The following is a 16,303-nucleotide window of genomic DNA, read 5'->3' as shown; positions in this document are numbered from 1 at the left end:
TTCTTCTTTTATTACAAAACTTCTATTATACTAATACGCTTGATAAAAATACGATTAATGCTGTTAATACTACCGCTCCACTTGCTGATCCTACGAAGTCACCTTTTGTTACTTGTAATACTTGCTCTTTCATATCTTTCATTCTCCTCCCTTTTTCTTTTATTACAAAACTTCTATTATACTAATACGCTTGATAAAAATACGATTAATGCTGTTAATACTACCGCTCCACTTGCTGATCCTACGAAGTCACCTTTTGTTACTTGTAATACTTGCTCTTTCATGTCATTTATCCTCCCTTTTTATAAGTTATCTATATGTAATTTCTAAGAAATGTTTATTTCATAGTTTTTATGTTAACGTTACATTGAATTTAATAACGTAACGTTTGTAACATTAATGTAACATAACTATTATTACGTTGCAATATAATTACGTAAAATTTATTACACTTTTTTACGTTTTTTTATAATAACCCTCAAAAACCTTTATTTAATGCGTTTTTCACTAAGTTCACGTTTGTAACATTCGTGTAACATTACAGTCATAAAGTGAAATGTAGTCATATTCCTCTCTATTTTTGTTGCAAATTGTTTATTTAGTGCCACTAAACCTATCTAATCTTTACTTACTTTTAATATGAGATAAAATACCGTCTTTCCAAGATAAGTTTATATGTTTCCTCTATATAACTATGTATAATAAAAACAAAGAGGTGGTCATTTTGAAATTAATCGCATTAGATATGGATGGTACACTACTATCATCTAATCTTGAAATCTCCAAAGAAAACCTACAAGCAATCCAAACTGCACAAGAAGCCGGTCATATTGTAATGATCTGTTCTGGTCGTGCGAAAGAGGATGCTTTAAAGCTATTGGAAGAATATAAATTATCTCTTCCAGTCGGAGCAAGCAATGGGGCTATTGTTTATGTGGATGGAAAAGTAATTAACTCGCGTTGTATACAAAACGACAAAGTGTACAAACTTGCAAAATTACTAGAATCTGAAGGTTTCCCATATAAGCTATATACAAATAAAGGAGTTTATTCTCCATATACATGGCAAGATCAAGTGATGCAAGCATTCGAAGAAAATAAGCATGCGCTTGATGTTACATTAGAGGAACTTGAACGAATTACAGAAAAACAAAAGAAATCGAACCTAATTACTGATTTCAAAAAAATAGAAGATGTTGTAAATAACCAAGAACTAGAAATATCTAAATTCTTCATTTTAACGTTTAATGCAGCGCATCGCGCACAGCTATTAAGTATATTACAAGAAGATGCTGATATTATGGTTACAGCATCGGCTCCTACTAACTTAGAAATTATGGATAAGAATGGACATAAAGGAAACGGGATACAGCAGATGGCAGCTCATTTTAATATCCCAATTGAAGATACAGTTGCTATTGGTGATAATTTTAATGATGTACCAATGTTAGAAGTAGCAGGCTTATCTGTTGCAATGGGCAACGCTGAAGAAGATGTAAAAAAGCTATGTGATGTTGTAACACTAACAAACAATGAACATGGTGTTGCTCACGCAATCGAGCAATTTGTATTGAAACAAACTTCATCTAGTAGATAAAAAAAAGGGACTCTTTCAATCTCTGAAAGAGTCCTTTTTTATACGTGATGACAAGCAACAAAATGCTCTGCACCAACATTACGGAATTCTGGTACTGTTTTTTTACAAACATCCGTTGCAAATGGGCAACGTGTATGAAAACGACAGCCCGAAGGTGGATTTGCTGGACTTGGAATATCCCCTTCTAGTATAATTCGCTCTCGCTTCACTGTTGGATCTGGTATTGGAACAGCTGATAACAATGCTTTCGTATAAGGATGTAGCGGATTGGTAAATAACTCATCACGCGGTGCTGTCTCCACAATCGTACCTAAATACATAATTCCGATTTTCGTACATAAATGTTCTACTACACTTAAATCATGCGAAATGAATAAATAAGATAATCCCTTTTTCTCCTGTAACTCACTAAATAAATTAATAATTTGTGCTTGGATAGATACATCTAGTGCCGCCACAGGTTCATCAGCTACAATGAATTCTGGATTTAATACCATAGCTCTTGCGATTACGATACGCTGACGTTGTCCACCAGAAAACTCATGGGGATACCGGTCAATATGATAAGGAGCTAATCCACATAACTCCAATACTTCAATTACCTTTTCACGAACATTTTCTTTCGTCGCTAATCCGTGGGCCAACATTGGCTCTCCAAGCGCTTCTCCAATTCTCATTCTCGGATTTAATGAACTAAATGGATCTTGGAAAACGAGCTGCATATTAGGGCGATGTTTTCTTAATTCATCCTTGGATAAAGAATGAACATCTTTCCCTTTAAACTTCACTTCTCCCTCCGTTTTTTGAACGAGGCGTAAAATTGTTTTTCCTATTGTTGTTTTCCCGCTCCCTGATTCACCAACGAGACCAAACACTTCACCTTTATTAATAGTAAAACTTACTCCATCAACTGCTTTTACATGCCCAATTGTTCTACTAAATACGCCACCCTTAATTGGAAAATATGCTTTTAGGTTTTTCACCTCTAATAATGGTTCACTCATTGTTCCGCACGCTCCTCATATAACCAGCAAGCTACTTTATGATTTTCATCATTTACATTTAGATTTGGGGCTTCTTTTTCACATATTTCCATACAATGCTCACAACGCCCACTAAAGTAACAAAACTCACCTAAACCAACTAAATTCGGAACTTGCCCTGGAATAGAATATAGTTTATCTATTCGTTTTCCCATTACTGGTTTTGATTTCAATAATCCTTTCGTATAAGGATGTTTTGGATTTTGGAATATCTCTAGTACTGGGGCTTCTTCAATAACTTTCCCGCCATACATAACGACAACATAATCAGCCATTTCCGCTACGACACCTAAGTCATGTGTAATTAATAAAATCGACGTTTTAAATTCTTCTTTCACTTGTCTTAGTAGATCCAATATTTGAGCCTGAATGGTAACATCAAGAGCTGTTGTTGGTTCATCTGCAATTAATAACTTAGGATTACAACTAAGCGCAACAGCAATCATAATACGTTGTAACATCCCACCGCTCAGTTCATGCGGATAAGAATGGACGATTTCATCAGCGCGGGCTATGCCAACTTTACGAATTAACTCAATTGCCTTCTTATATGCTTCATTTTTACTAAGTAATTCATGCTCTCTTAACGTTTCTACAATTTGCTCCCCTACAGTGAAGACGGGGTTTAGCGATGTCATCGGTTCTTGGAAAATCATTGCAATATCATTGCCTCGTAAACTACGAAGTTCTTTCTCTTTCATTCCTAAAAGACTTTTTCCTTCATATAAAATGTCTCCACCCACTACACTACCAGATTCAGCAATAAGCCCCATAATAGATAAAGCTGTTACACTCTTTCCGCAACCTGATTCTCCTACTACACAAACTGTTTCCCCTTCTCGAACCGCAAAGCTAACATGGTTCACAGCCTTTACTGTCCCCTCGTCAGTTTGAAAATGTGTTTGTAAGTCTTTCAGCTCTACTACCGCTTTACTCATATCTTCTCACCTACCGTCTCATCTTTGGATCTAACGCATCACGAAGTGCATCACCAAGTAAATTAATTGATACAACTGTTATAAAGATTGCAAAACCGGGCGGAATCCATAACCATGGACGCTTTTGGAAATCGATTAATGAGTTAGCTGCGCTAATCATGTTCCCCCATGATGGTGTAGGTGGAACGACTCCAAGACCTAAGTAACTTAGTGCGGATTCTCCCAAAATAGAACCTGCAACACCTAATGTGGATACAACAATTAAAATGGGTAAAACATTAGGTATTAAGTGATATATAATTTTCCGGTAATCTTTTATTCCTAACACATCCGCAGCTTGCATAAATGCTTGCTCCCTAAGTGATAAAATTTGCCCTCTTACAAGGCGTGCAAGCCCTGGCCAACCTACTAGACTTAAAATAATCATAATGACATACAAACGATAATCAGACGGTACTTTCCACTCTGATAAAATCGCACCCATTATAATAAGTAACGGTAATCCTGGCATTGACATTAAAATATCTGCAAGCCGCATAATAATATTGTCCACAATCCCACGATAAAAACCTGCAATCGCTCCTAATAAAGCTCCAAGTATAACCGATAAAACCATTGAAGCTAAACCAATGGTTAATGAAATACGTCCCGCTTGCATAAGCCTTGTTAAAATATCTCTTCCTAATTGATCTGTACCAAGCCAATGAGAAACACTAGGTGGTTTGTTAATGAGCGCAACTTGTATTTTCCCTGATGCATATGGAGAAAAGAACGGACCGATAAAACAAAATAAAAACATAAAAATTAATGCATAAAACCCTACAAGTGCCATCTTATTTTTCTTTATCTTTTTAAAAGCTTGTCGCCATGGTGATGATTCGCTTCTGCTCTTTTTTTCTTTTTTTTCTGTAATTACTGTAACAGTCTCCATTTCTTTCCCCCCTTACTTCAACCTAATTCTTGGATCAACAACTGCATATACGATATCTGCTAAAAAGTTTGAAACGATTGTTAAACAAGAAAGAAACATCGTAAATGCCATCAATACTGTATAGTCACGGAAATTTAATGCTTCTAATTGAATATTACCAATCCCTGGCCAGTTAAAAATTTGTTCAATAATAATTGCCCCAGAAAACAATCCCGGTAATTCAAATGCTAATAACGTAATTGCTGGTAATATTGCATTTTTTAATGCATGCTTATAAATAACCGTCTTCTCCTTCAAACCTTTCGCTCTTGCTGTTCGTATGTAATCTTGTCTTACAACCTCTAACATACTTGTTCTAAAATACCGAGTTAGCGAGCCGACCCCAAGAAGTGTCAAAATAAATACTGGTAAAATCATATGTTTTGCAACTTCTATCACGTAAGCAAATCCTGTTGAATTACTGCCAACATCAATCATTCCACCTATCGGTAATAACTTAAAGTCAACCGCAAACACCTTAATTAAAAACAAGCCGATAAAGAATGAAGGGAATGACATTGCTGCAAAAACACCGATTGTTACAAGTTTATCGAATAAAGAATGTTGTTTCGTCGCCGAGAATACACCGATAATAAGTGCAATTAGCCAAATAAAAAACAATGCAATAATTGCTACACTAAAAGAATTCCAAATAAATTTATTTAATAATGACGTTACAGGCTCTTGATATTGAAGCGAGAAGCCAAAGTCCCCTTGCAATGCATTACCTAACCAATGAAAATAACGCTCAACAATCGGTTTGTTCAACCCATATAATTCCCTCAGTTCAGCTGCTCTTTCCGGTGTAATTTTCGGGTTTGAATCAATATAATCCCCAGGAAGAAGTGCGAACAGGACGAAGATAATAATTGATGTACCAAGTAGTGTAGGAATCATTTGTAACAACCTACGAACAATATATGTTTTCACCCTTTTTCTCTCCAATCTTATGCTTAAAATAGAAGAACATTTTTTCAAAGCGGCACATTACTAACCGAATGAAAAAATGTCTTCTACTTATACATTCTTATCGTTATTTTTCAAATGATAATACTGGTAAGTTTGCACTAATACTGTTGTACTTTTCGGGATCAATTCCTTTTATATTCCCGTTATAACCAGTAATTGTTCTACGGTAGTTTAATAGAATTACTGGTGGATCATCACTTAATTCTTTATACAATTCTTTATAAATAGGTTTACGCTTTTCGATATCTACAGTTTCAATACCTTTTTGAATTAGCTCATCTACTTTTGCATTCTTATAACCAAGACTAGTTTCATTTGCAGTAGACAAATATTCACCAGCTGTTTCACTCGGGTCACTTGTAATCGGTGTCGAAACAGAAGCTAAATCATAATCTCCTTTGTTTACCTTAGAAAGCATCGTATTAAAGTCCATAAATTCAGGATTAAACTCTACACCTATTTCTTTATAATTCTCTTTCGCAATCGGAATTAATAAATCACTATCTTTAGCCGAACTTGGACCGAAATAAGAAAGTTTTAATTTTTGACCATCTTTTTCACGAATTCCATCCGAACCAACTTTCCACCCTGCTTCATCTAATAATTTTTTCGCTTTTTCTTTATCATATTCGTATTTATTAACTCCTTCTTCCGTATAAGCCCAAGAAGTTGGATGAATTGGTACATTGGCTACTGTACCATATCCTTTTAACGCTGTATCAACATATTTTTTGCGGTCTAATCCGTAAATAAGTGCTTGGCGAACCTTTTTATCCTTTAAGTAAGGCTTATTATTATTCATATAAATATAACTAAATGACGGCGCTGTTTCGATTTGGATATTTGCGAATTCTAAAGCCTTAGCCTGTTCAAGAACCTCATCACCGGTACCTAAGCCAGTATGGTCAACTTCTCCTGTTTGGAATAACTGAAGCTTCGTATCACCAGAAGTAATTTTATAAATAAAGTTTTGAATTTTTGGTTTACCCGCATAATAATTTTCGTTTGCTACAAAACGAACTTCTTGACCTGGAATATACTTTTCAAATTTATATGGACCCGCAGCTAATGGCTTTCCATATAAATCTTTTAAGTAATCTAAGCTTGTATTTTGCTTATAATCTTTTCCATAATAAGCTTTTGATAGTACTGTACCTCCTAAAACAAATATAGCTTGTGAATTCACTTTTTCAGTTGTAATTTTAATTGTTTGTTGATCAACAACTTGAATACCTTCAATTGAAGTTGCTTTTCCTTCTTTATATTCTTTACCACCTTTAACGGCATATTGAGAGATATCTACTTCACCTTCATATGCCTTATCATGTAAAAGCGTCAATGTGAAAGCTACATCATCCGCCGTTAATGGCGATCCATCACTAAATTTCAAATCTTTACGTAAATGGAATGTATATGTTAACTGATCAGAAGAAACGTCCCACTTCTCAGCTAATTCTGGAATTGGTTTCCCTTGTTTATCGGTTGATACGAGAGATGCAAAAATAACTGAAGTTACGTTTCCATCCCAACCATTTTGTTGAAAGTATGGTAAAAATACGCCGCCTGGCTTACTAATACCAACTACTAACGTATCTTTTCTATTCTTCGCCTTGTCTGGCACTTTCGTTTTATCTGTCGCAGCAATCTTTTCAATTTTCACACTTTTTAAATCCTGCTGTTTAACCGGCTCTGTAGAAGCCGCATCCTCCTGTCCCCCACAAGCAGATAACACAAGCGAACTACTCAGTAATACCGAAAATACACCAGCCCATTTTTTTGTCTTTTTCTTCATTGTTCCCACCCTAACTTTTCTTTTTTTAATAATTAAACCTTATGAACTGCTTGCCTTATGTATGCCTCCCACAGCAACATTTTATAGCCAATCGGAAAAGTCGGTTTTAATCGTAAAAAAATAGATGTTTTTGAGGGGTAACAATCTTATTCCGACTTTTCCGGTAGACTTTATGGTTATTAGCTTATATCTTCAGTTATATTTTGTCAATTCTTTCTAAATAAATATTTCAAGAATTTTTTTAAAATTATTATTCTATCTTTAATTTAGGTAAACTTAATAAAACTCCGTTATAGTCACCTTCTTATAATCCTTGAATTCGTGCATGATGTGTAGACACCATTTTGCTATTATTCAAGAAGATTACAGGCGGGGCTTCGCTTAACTCTTGATATAATTTTTTATAAATTTCCTTTCGCTTTTCAATATCCAACGTTTCTAATGCTTGCTTAGCTAATTCATCTACTTTCTGATTATAATATCCATCATAATTTCGTTTACTTGTTGAAATAAACTCTTCAATCGCTCTCTTTTATTTCTTATAAAAAAATTAAAAATTCACTTCTATTCCTTCAGCATGAAACATAGAATACTAATAACCAATTACCAAAAAGGGGGCGAAAATATGGACAACCTATTCCAATACGTCCTGCACTACGTATTATTAACACTTATGATAGTCGGAGCGCTATTACTATTCCCGTTCTTCCCAAAGTTCGTCCTCTTTTTAGCTTTTTTTATCATGCTCGGGATCGCTATTATAATTTCAACGAGAGAAGATGCCACGCAAAAAGAGAGCAGAGTTCAGCGCGTAAAGCTGTAACTTTGCTCTCTTTTTGTTTTCATTCACTAGTCTCTGTTACACATATTTATCCCGCTATTTGCCGTGCAGTAAGACCCCCACCTCAAAATTCAGCGAAAGCAAAATAAGTTAGGTCAGGGTCGGGGTGCCCGTAAAAGCCCTCACTTTATCTCTCGGGAAATAATTAGCCTTTGTTTTTGTAATTACTCCTATCGAAAAACCACTAATGACATTTATTTTTCACCTTATCATTTTCATATGTTTCACAAACTATGCAAATTGAGGAAAATGGATTTATCTAATTTACTGTTTCACGTGAAACACATCGCTTCATTTAACCTTTAAAGCAAAATATCATTATGAAAAAAGCCACTTCCTCCAGCAAAACTGAAAGGAAGTGGCTTTCTACTCATTACTCCACCATATTCTCTAATTCATTATATAAATCTGCTCGTAACAACTCTTTCTTCGTTTTTTCCTCATACAATTGTTCAAGCATTTCAACATCAACTACTTGTTCCATCTTACACTCAAGTGTATATATATCTTCTTCTACATGCATTAACTCTGTTTCGATCTCTTCAACATTCCTAGATTCTTTCTTTTTTACAGGAGCTGTTTCCACACCTTTTCTTCCTTGGTGCTTCTGCTTTGTTACTTGTTTCTCGAGCTTTTCCTCCCACTTTTGACGAGCCCATGCATAGTTCCCTGCAAACTCAAATAATTTACGCTCATCAATCCAATACGTCTTTTCAAATAACTTATTTAAAAAATAACGATCATGTGAAACAGCTAAAATCGTTCCATTATATTGTTCAAGAGCTTCCTCTAAAACTTCCCTTGATTCAATGTCGAGGTGGTTTGTCGGCTCATCTAAAATCAAAAAATTGATATCTTGATACATAAGTTGCGCAAGTCTTAACCTCATTTTTTCTCCACCACTCAGCTGCGTTACTTTCTTAAACACCGCTGGACCATAAAATAAAAACTTAGCTAATATATGTCTCGCTTCTCCCTCTGTTACAGCTACATATTCTCTAAAAGCCTCTAATACATTACTCTTCATATTTCCGTACGCATGCTGTGATAAATAACCGATTTTCACACTACTACCAATTCGAATTTCTCCCGCGTCTGGTTCTATTTCTTCTAATAATAATTTTAGTAGCGTTGTCTTTCCTGTACCATTACGACCAACGATGGCCGCACGCTCTTGAAAACGAACATGTAAATTCACTTCGTTAAATAAGGGGTGGTCAGCAAATCCTTTACTCACTTCTTTCATTACAACAACATCTTTCCCACTTCTCTCTTGGCCTTCAAACTGAAGTCCCATTTGTTTTCGCTCTAAAATAGGTTTCTTTAGTTTTTCCATGCGCTCGAGTGCACGTTCCATACTTCTCGCTCTCTTATGCAATCCTTCATTCGGAGGATTCGCCTGATTTGCCCATTCACGTAGTCGCTTAATTGCTTCTTTCATTTTCTTTATTTTCTTTTGCTGTTCTTGATAAGCTTGAAACTCCTGAAGCAACCGTTCTTCCTTTTCCTCAACGAACTGAGAATAGTTTGTATGATACACGTGAATCTCTCCATCTTCTAAATCAAAAATCTTCGTTACAACTTCATCAAGGAAATAACGATCGTGTGAAATAACCATAACTGTTCCATTATATTCTTTTAAAAATTTCTCTAACCATTCAACTGCAAACAAATCTAAATGATTTGTTGGTTCATCTAATAGAAGTAAATCTGGTTTCTGCAATAGCATATATGCAAGGCTTACTTTCGTCTGTTCTCCTCCACTTAATTCCGTAAATACTCTTGGAAATAAGTCTGTTACTTGTAAGCCATTTGCTACCTTCATTATATTTGCCTCTATTTCATAACCACCGAGAAATGCAAATTTTTCTTGAATTATTCCGTATCTCTCCATTAGCTTTTTCAAAGAAGATTGTTCCTGCTCCTCCGCCATATTTTTTTCTAGAGCATGCATTTCTTTTTCTAATTCCTTTTCTACTTTAAAAGCGGAACTCAATACATCATATACAGTCATGGCCTCATCAAACTTCGGAATTTGTGCGACATGACCAATACGTGTACCTTTCTTCATATGAATGGCTCCTGCATCCAAACTCTCCATTCCCGTTAGAAGCCCAAAGATTGTTGTCTTCCCACTACCGTTACGACCAACTAACCCAACACGTTCACCATTCTTTATTTCAAGCGATATATTTTCAAATATGATGTTTCCACCAAAAGATTTCGTTACATTATTTACACTACAAATAGTCATTTTCCGTACTCCTTTCAATATAAAAAACCATGAGAAAGAAACATTCCCCATGGTTTTCGGCATAGAAAAAGGAAGCCAAATAGCTCCCTTTTCACACGTTTATTAAAAATGGGTGAAGAGATTTCTATCGTTCAATAGTCACTATGCAATTGTTAAAAAAGGGCATACGTATCCCGTTAACAACTACATCATGAAAAATCGCACGACAAAAATAGATAAAATCTAAAAATTTGGCACGCGCAGCTAAAGAACGTTTCATCTCATTCACCCCTTTCGTACGGAATTTAATACTTACTTCTTTATTATACTTTCCAATTTCATGTTTGAATAGTCATTTTTCTGAAAATAATGAAGATAGACTAAACATTTCAATAAGTGACATCAAATCTTACAAAACTGTTATGTTCACGTAATGGAAAGCGATAGTACGAAAAGATGCCTCCCTATACAATAAAGATGTAAAACAAGAGTGACAAACACAAGGAGGAAACAAACATGATGAAAGAAATCGTAAAAGCAATCTTTGAGGTATTAGTGAACGGACAAGCAGTTGTAAAAGAACTAAATGAACTATAAAAAGGAGTGAAGAAATATGATGAACATGGTGAAAATGATTTTACACGCTTTAGTCGATGCAAAAGCAGTTAGCCAAGAATTAAACCAACAATAAAAAGGGGTATATGAATATGAAGAAAGCCATTATTATAATTGCAAGCACAGCAATCACTTTATACACAATAAAAAATAGAAAAAAGAAAAACAATGAAAATGTTCTATATTATCCATACACACTATTAGAGAAAAAATAAAAGACAAGGTACCCTATCGTAATGAGGATATCTTGTCTTTTATTTTTTCCATATTGTCTTTAGAGGATTTCCTTCTCCTTTTCCCGAATGTATTAAGCGGGATTTTTACACATATTTTAAAGGGGCATATATACAAATGGATACACAACAACTATATTTTTTAAACGATATCGGTAAACAAAAACCAGAAAGTATTCGGAATAGAAGCGCTGCATGTCCATTTTGCGATAAAGAACATTTAACGGATATTTTAGCAACTGATGGTTCTATTATTTGGTTAAAAAATAAATTTCCTACATTACAAGATACATTTCAAACGGTGCTGATTGAAACGGATAATTGCGAAGATCATATCGCAACATATACAGAAGAACATATGCGAAAATTAATGCAATTTTCTATTCAACATTGGTTACACTTACAGAAGAACGAAGAATTTGCATCTGTAATTTTATACAAAAATCACGGTCCATTTTCAGGTGGAAGTTTGCATCATGCACACATGCAAATTATCGGAATGAAATATGTAGATTATCTTGAAAATATTGAAGAAGAAAATTTTCAAGGGGTAATTGTTCAAAAAAATGAACGCATTGAGCTTAATATTTCAGAGCGTCCCATTATTGGCTTCACTGAATTCAATATAATCATTGATAATATTTCATATATAGATGAAATGGCAAATTACATTCAGCAAACTGTACGTTACATACTGATAGATTTCCATAAAGGATGCAGTAGTTATAACTTATTCTTCTATTACTTAAATGGAAAAATCATTTGTAAAGTTGTACCTAGATTTGTCGTTTCACCATTGTATGTAGGATATAAAATACCGCAAGTTTCTACAAAACTAGAAGAGGTGAAAATACAACTCACGCAGTATTTCACGAAAGAAAAGGATGAAATTATTCATAAAAAAACAGAGTAGGTATAGAAAACCTACTCTTTTACCCCGCATTAACGAGCAGTAAAACTTCCACCTCAAAATCCGGAAAACGCTAGAATTTAGGCGGAAGATTAACTGCTCGTAAAAGCCCGATTGGTGAAGACTAATAATCAGCGGGGGATGAACAGACTCCCCCACTGATTAAAGTTTCACTTTATTACACCTTTATTTCGATAGTACACATCTTCTAGTCCGATGTTATACTTCATGTTATTATCCGTCCACTCTGGCCCTAAATTCCCTGGCCATCCAGATGTATTCGCTATATATTTCAGTAATGCAAAATCAGTCAAACCTTTTTGCACCCCACGCTTATATCCTTTCATTAAATGCGGCATTGCAATTTGCGCATTTGTACGTGGATCTTTCAGCTCATCATCAGTTAAATGTTCTGGTGCAAGCCCGCCGCCGCGGTGTAGTTGAAACAATCCAAATGAAGTTCCATTATCTCCAACACTTCTTGGATTTAATCGACTTTCATGCTCGGCAATTGCAAGAGGTATCCATTCCGGAAGATTTACTTTCTTCGCTTCCTCTATAATGATTTGTTTCATCTGTTTTGCTTCTTCTGAATCAACATAGCTTGTTCCATTCACTAGCTTATCCATTCCTTCAGACTTTCCTTGGAAATATAAATATACTCCAAGAACAACTAAAAATCCTACAAAGAATTTCTTCACTACCTCTACCTCTTTCTCCGCTGAAATTTGTCCCCTTTCAGCCTTCCCTTTACAATTACCTACATTCTATTACTCTTTTATCATAGCAAATAACTATACGTATTATCATCATGCTTTAGACCGATTTTGTGAAAAAACAGCTGGTAAATACGTGCAAAAATGTAACTTTCATAGACTATAACGCATTTATTGTATATAATTGTAAACTGAACTCTATATATAGAATAGGAGCGTACAAAATGAAAAAATGCCTAACACTCTTGTTCAGCATTTTACTACTCATCCCTACCTACACCTCTGCACAAACATCATCAAAACCAAAAGTACTTGTTTTGTATAGTACACAAGACGATAAAGTTTCAAATAATGTCCAAATCCTTAATACTCAATTAGGACATTTTACAAATGATATAACCGTAAAAAACTTAAAAGAAGCAACTTCAATTAATAACGTATCCTCCTATACACATATTGTTTATATCGGTGAAACAAAAGAAGCGTTTTCTGATGAAACGAAACAATTTCTAGAAAACTTCTCCGGCCCTGTATTAGTATTAGGACAAAATGTTGAACAATTATCTAAGCGTTTTTCTTTCATTACATTGAAGAGTGACAATATACGAGTTAATAAAATTGAATATCCAGAAAAGAAGCTAAAAAATACCTTAGAAGAGGAACGATTAATTCAATCATTTGATACGAATGGAACTGTGCTTGCTAACGCTTTAAGCTCAAATAACACTAACCCACTAATCGTTCAGCATGAAATATCTTATTATGTTGCAACACCTAACCTCTTTGACTGGATGTCTCATTACGTCGGTGAAATGTTATTTTCTTATTTCAGCCAAAAACCAACGAAAAATAAAGTTGAAGCTTATTTACGTCTTGAGGATGTTCACCCAGCAGCAGATATAAATCAATTGAAAGAAATTGCTGAATTACTAAAAGAGAAAAAGATGCCTTACATGATTACTGTTATTCCGGTATATAAAGATCCAGATACAGGAAAGATAATACATTTAAAAGATAAACCAGAACTAGTTGATCTTTTACGCTCTATGCAAGATGATGGTGCAGCAATTATTATGCATGGTTATACTCACCAATTTTATGACAGTGAAACAGGTGAGGGCTTTGAATTTTGGGATGTCAAAACAGATCAACCAATTCGCCAACCGAAGCATGAAAAACCGAAGACAAAAGATGACTTTCCAAATATAGAGGCATATAACCAATATAGTAAAAAAAGGGGAAGAATTCGAGGAAAAATATACGAAAAATCATATTGAAAAAGGAATTCAAGAACTTGTAGATGCTAAACTATATCCTGTTGCCTTTGAAGCACCTCATTACACGATGTCTCAAAAAGGATATGAAATATTATCAAGGTACTTTTCAACTTATGTAGGACAACTACAGTTAAATGATACAACTTGGAAATCCATGCACTCACCATATTATACAAGTACTCCGTCATTTTTACATGGAATGAAACTATTGCCTGAAACAGTCGGATTTATTGAAGAAGATACGCCACAAACTATTGCTAAAATGAAAGAACGTGCTCTATCTGTTTCTAAATTATCCGATGGGATTATTGGGGTATTTTATCATCCTTACTTAGGTGTGAAACCATTAAAAGAAGTATTAAAGGATCTAGAAAGTATTCCAAATATAGAGTGGATTGATTTACAAAAGGAAAAGAATGAAGTAAAAATGAAAGATATTCATATTACGACAAATAAAGACGGCATTCACGTTGAAAAACCAACCAGTGCGAATGACATAATTGATTATATAAAGCAATATGGCTTCTTCCTTATACTGGGGTTCGTTATCATTGTCTTTCTTTTATTATTAAAACGTGCGAAGAAATTAGAATCCTAATACAAAACCACCAAGCATTCTGCTTGGTGGTTTTTTTAACTTAAACCAAAACGTGGCATGTTATTAATAACCCATTGATTATTTTCATAAATAAATTCAACTTCTACTTTTTCCGTTACATTATCATAGTCATTATACGTTTCTACCTGCGCTTTTATTTTCCCATCCTTTAACTCGGCAGAAATAATTTTTGTAAATTTAGTTGCTGCTTTTGACCCTGGATCTCCAATAGCATAGTGCATTTTTCCATTTAACTCTTTAATATATTTACTCTTCATATACTGTGCTATAAATGATTTTGAAAAGTACGTAGATAGCGTAGTCTCTAAATTATCTTTCTTATTATAAATAGGGTTCACTAATTCCCCGTATGAAAAATCCCCTACTCGTTTTGGGTTTCCTGTTAGTGCAGCCATTTGAACATTAGTCAGTTCCTTCTGTGCATTCCATACTTTCTGTAACATAACGTTATCTGCTAGCTTCTTATCTTTTACTTCATTTGATTTCTTTGTATCCAAATTCATGATAGTTCCATTATCCGTATAGAGATACATATCTCCTGCTACAAAATATAAATAGGATTTAGTTGGTTCAACCGCTTTATTATAAATTACCTTTTCATTTCCACCATTTATTTTCTTCTTATATACTCCATCCTTTTTTAAATAATAAAAAGTATCCCCTTTCACATTCATCTGCAAGGCATCCTTTACCAATAACTTTTCATTATTTTGTTGAACGTCTATTTCATATATGCCATGCTCAGCTTCATTTGTTTCAAAAGGTAACGAAAAGTCGACAACAGCATATAATTTTTCATTATTATACGTAGCACTAGATATTGTTGCATAATTTTCTTTTGACCAAGTTTTATTATCTTTTGTCATTTGTGTTCCACGATTTTTATTCCAATGTAGAATACTATCATCTATCGTTCGAGACCAACCAGAATTTTTAAATGCCGCTTCTTCTTCCTGTCCCGTCTTCAAATTGATTTTTGCGATCCCTACAATATCAAAACCACCATGCTCAGAATATTTTTTCGGATAAAATAAAGTTTGATCTTTTATATAAACATAATTTGTATCCGCTTTTAACGTATCTAACTTTTTATTTGATATATCATACTTCATTAAAGAAGATAATCCCGCATTCTTCTCTTCATCCGTATGAATAAAATATAAAGCTTTGTTTTTTATATTTATGTAAGAAGCATTTACACCTTCCACTACACGTTCCGAAGTCTGAAATTGATCTTTCGTACGATAAATGCCTCCTGTATTTTTATCACCATTTACCGCATAGTAAACCCATCCATTACTCTCTGCCATCTTCCCTTTATTAGAACTGTTTCCAACCGAATTCCCGTTTTTTTCAGTTTCTTTCATCTGTTTTTCAACTACTGGATCAATTTGTTCTTCTTTACTTTCTTGCGTTGCGTTGGGATTTATAGCCTTCTTTTCTGCTTCACAACCAAACGCTGCAACTGAAAGTGCACCGATCATCATTGTAATAGCTATTTTTTTATGTGCTTTCCCCATTTTCTCCCCTACTTCTTTCATCAAATTAAA

At 34.4% G+C, this 16,303-nt stretch carries 15 protein-coding genes and 2 pseudogenes; 5 read left to right on the top strand and 12 right to left on the bottom strand.

Annotated features, from left to right (window positions below; genetic code table 11):
- Positions 1-25 precede the first annotated feature (25 nt).
- Together HMPREF1014_RS26965 and HMPREF1014_RS26960 are read right to left on the bottom strand one after the other, a co-directional pair.
- A complete protein-coding gene (locus tag HMPREF1014_RS26965; RefSeq protein ID WP_000654250.1) occupies positions 26-142 on the bottom strand; it encodes a DUF3948 family protein in 117 nt (38 codons plus the stop codon).
- Between the two features lie 34 nt (positions 143-176).
- Complete coding sequence (locus HMPREF1014_RS26960; RefSeq protein WP_000664237.1) at positions 177-284, bottom strand: DUF3948 family protein; 108 nt, start codon at positions 282-284, stop codon at positions 177-179.
- A gap of 440 nt (positions 285-724) precedes the next feature.
- On the opposite strand from HMPREF1014_RS26960, the gene HMPREF1014_RS26955 reads away from it, so the two are divergent.
- Positions 725-1,597: a Cof-type HAD-IIB family hydrolase gene (locus HMPREF1014_RS26955; RefSeq protein ID WP_000766422.1), complete on the top strand. Its 873-nt coding sequence runs from the start codon at positions 725-727 to the stop codon at positions 1,595-1,597.
- A gap of 38 nt (positions 1,598-1,635) precedes the next feature.
- On the opposite strand, the gene HMPREF1014_RS26950 is transcribed toward HMPREF1014_RS26955, so the two are convergent.
- The 6 genes and pseudogenes from HMPREF1014_RS26950 to HMPREF1014_RS30930 form a co-directional block, all read right to left on the bottom strand.
- Entirely contained in the window at positions 1,636-2,601 is a 966-nt protein-coding gene (locus tag HMPREF1014_RS26950; RefSeq protein ID WP_001294484.1) for an ABC transporter ATP-binding protein, read from the bottom strand.
- Complete coding sequence (locus tag HMPREF1014_RS26945; protein WP_000030767.1) at positions 2,598-3,578, bottom strand: ABC transporter ATP-binding protein; 981 nt, start codon at positions 3,576-3,578, stop codon at positions 2,598-2,600. The genes HMPREF1014_RS26950 and HMPREF1014_RS26945 overlap by 4 nt, the downstream gene beginning before the upstream one ends.
- A gap of 10 nt (positions 3,579-3,588) precedes the next feature.
- Positions 3,589-4,509, bottom strand: a complete 921-nt coding sequence (gene opp4C, locus HMPREF1014_RS26940; protein ID WP_000451080.1) for an oligopeptide ABC transporter permease — start codon at positions 4,507-4,509, stop codon at positions 3,589-3,591.
- A gap of 12 nt (positions 4,510-4,521) precedes the next feature.
- A complete protein-coding gene (locus tag HMPREF1014_RS26935) occupies positions 4,522-5,478 on the bottom strand; it encodes an ABC transporter permease (RefSeq protein WP_000860748.1) in 957 nt (318 codons plus the stop codon).
- Between the two features lie 103 nt (positions 5,479-5,581).
- A complete protein-coding gene (locus HMPREF1014_RS26930) occupies positions 5,582-7,309 on the bottom strand; it encodes an ABC transporter substrate-binding protein (protein ID WP_000730665.1) in 1,728 nt (575 codons plus the stop codon).
- Between the two features lie 304 nt (positions 7,310-7,613).
- Positions 7,614-7,832 (bottom strand): annotated as a pseudogene (locus tag HMPREF1014_RS30930) (ABC transporter substrate-binding protein); the annotation flags it as partial.
- Between the two features lie 102 nt (positions 7,833-7,934).
- Between HMPREF1014_RS30930 and HMPREF1014_RS26925 the strand changes: the two are divergent.
- Positions 7,935-8,132 carry a hypothetical protein gene (locus HMPREF1014_RS26925; protein WP_000369263.1) on the top strand — a complete coding sequence of 66 codons (198 nt, stop codon included), beginning with the start codon at positions 7,935-7,937 and terminating at the stop codon, positions 8,130-8,132.
- Between the two features lie 391 nt (positions 8,133-8,523).
- Here HMPREF1014_RS26925 and abc-f read toward each other — a convergent pair whose 3' ends face one another.
- Both abc-f and HMPREF1014_RS32330 read right to left on the bottom strand, forming a co-directional pair.
- Entirely contained in the window at positions 8,524-10,404 is a 1,881-nt protein-coding gene (gene abc-f, locus HMPREF1014_RS26920; protein WP_000150886.1) for a ribosomal protection-like ABC-F family protein, read from the bottom strand.
- A 124-nt stretch (positions 10,405-10,528) separates the two neighbouring features.
- Positions 10,529-10,663, bottom strand: a complete 135-nt coding sequence (locus HMPREF1014_RS32330) for an RAxF-45 family protein (protein ID WP_000830643.1) — start codon at positions 10,661-10,663, stop codon at positions 10,529-10,531.
- A 421-nt stretch (positions 10,664-11,084) separates the two neighbouring features.
- On the opposite strand from HMPREF1014_RS32330, the gene HMPREF1014_RS26910 reads away from it, so the two are divergent.
- Both HMPREF1014_RS26910 and HMPREF1014_RS26905 read left to right on the top strand, forming a co-directional pair.
- The gene (locus tag HMPREF1014_RS26910) at positions 11,085-11,213 is read left to right on the top strand and encodes a hypothetical protein (protein WP_001998915.1); all 129 of its coding nucleotides are present in this window, start codon (positions 11,085-11,087) and stop codon (positions 11,211-11,213) included.
- A gap of 136 nt (positions 11,214-11,349) precedes the next feature.
- Positions 11,350-12,144: a DUF4931 domain-containing protein gene (locus HMPREF1014_RS26905; RefSeq protein ID WP_002004289.1), complete on the top strand. Its 795-nt coding sequence runs from the start codon at positions 11,350-11,352 to the stop codon at positions 12,142-12,144.
- Between the two features lie 167 nt (positions 12,145-12,311).
- On the opposite strand, the gene HMPREF1014_RS26900 is transcribed toward HMPREF1014_RS26905, so the two are convergent.
- The gene (locus HMPREF1014_RS26900; RefSeq protein ID WP_000713248.1) at positions 12,312-12,842 is read right to left on the bottom strand and encodes a transglycosylase SLT domain-containing protein; all 531 of its coding nucleotides are present in this window, start codon (positions 12,840-12,842) and stop codon (positions 12,312-12,314) included.
- A gap of 239 nt (positions 12,843-13,081) precedes the next feature.
- On the opposite strand from HMPREF1014_RS26900, the pseudogene HMPREF1014_RS26895 reads away from it, so the two are divergent.
- Positions 13,082-14,732, top strand: a pseudogene (locus tag HMPREF1014_RS26895) (DUF2334 domain-containing protein).
- Positions 14,733-14,767: 35 nt separating this feature from the next.
- Here HMPREF1014_RS26895 and HMPREF1014_RS26890 read toward each other — a convergent pair.
- Positions 14,768-16,273: a DL-endopeptidase inhibitor IseA family protein gene (locus HMPREF1014_RS26890; protein ID WP_000513543.1), complete on the bottom strand. Its 1,506-nt coding sequence runs from the start codon at positions 16,271-16,273 to the stop codon at positions 14,768-14,770.
- Positions 16,274-16,303: the final 30 nt, after the last annotated feature.

This window comes from Bacillus sp. 7_6_55CFAA_CT2 (assembly GCF_000238655.1).
GTDB lineage: Bacteria > Bacillota > Bacilli > Bacillales > Bacillaceae_G > Bacillus_A > Bacillus_A cereus.
Note: the sequence above shows the minus strand (reverse complement) of the source record. Positions and strands in the feature narration are given on the sequence as shown.

Excerpts from the sequence above, each read along its gene's own strand:
- HMPREF1014_RS26960 (WP_000664237.1), bottom strand. The coding sequence starts at position 284 with ATGAAAGAGCAAGTATTACAAGTAACAAAAGGTGACTTCGTAGGATCA.
- HMPREF1014_RS26965 (WP_000654250.1), bottom strand. The coding sequence starts at position 142 with ATGAAAGATATGAAAGAGCAAGTATTACAAGTAACAAAAGGTGACTTC.
- abc-f (WP_000150886.1), bottom strand. The coding sequence starts at position 10,404 with ATGACTATTTGTAGTGTAAATAATGTAACGAAATCTTTTGGTGGAAAC.
- HMPREF1014_RS26910 (WP_001998915.1), top strand. The coding sequence starts at position 11,085 with ATGAATATGAAGAAAGCCATTATTATAATTGCAAGCACAGCAATCACT.
- HMPREF1014_RS26890 (WP_000513543.1), bottom strand. The coding sequence starts at position 16,273 with ATGGGGAAAGCACATAAAAAAATAGCTATTACAATGATGATCGGTGCA.
- HMPREF1014_RS26930 (WP_000730665.1), bottom strand. The coding sequence starts at position 7,309 with ATGAAGAAAAAGACAAAAAAATGGGCTGGTGTATTTTCGGTATTACTG.
- HMPREF1014_RS32330 (WP_000830643.1), bottom strand. The coding sequence starts at position 10,663 with ATGAAACGTTCTTTAGCTGCGCGTGCCAAATTTTTAGATTTTATCTAT.
- HMPREF1014_RS26925 (WP_000369263.1), top strand. The coding sequence starts at position 7,935 with ATGGACAACCTATTCCAATACGTCCTGCACTACGTATTATTAACACTT.
- HMPREF1014_RS26950 (WP_001294484.1), bottom strand. The coding sequence starts at position 2,601 with ATGAGTGAACCATTATTAGAGGTGAAAAACCTAAAAGCATATTTTCCA.
- HMPREF1014_RS26945 (WP_000030767.1), bottom strand. The coding sequence starts at position 3,578 with ATGAGTAAAGCGGTAGTAGAGCTGAAAGACTTACAAACACATTTTCAA.
- HMPREF1014_RS26905 (WP_002004289.1), top strand. The coding sequence starts at position 11,350 with ATGGATACACAACAACTATATTTTTTAAACGATATCGGTAAACAAAAA.
- opp4C (WP_000451080.1), bottom strand. The coding sequence starts at position 4,509 with ATGGAGACTGTTACAGTAATTACAGAAAAAAAAGAAAAAAAGAGCAGA.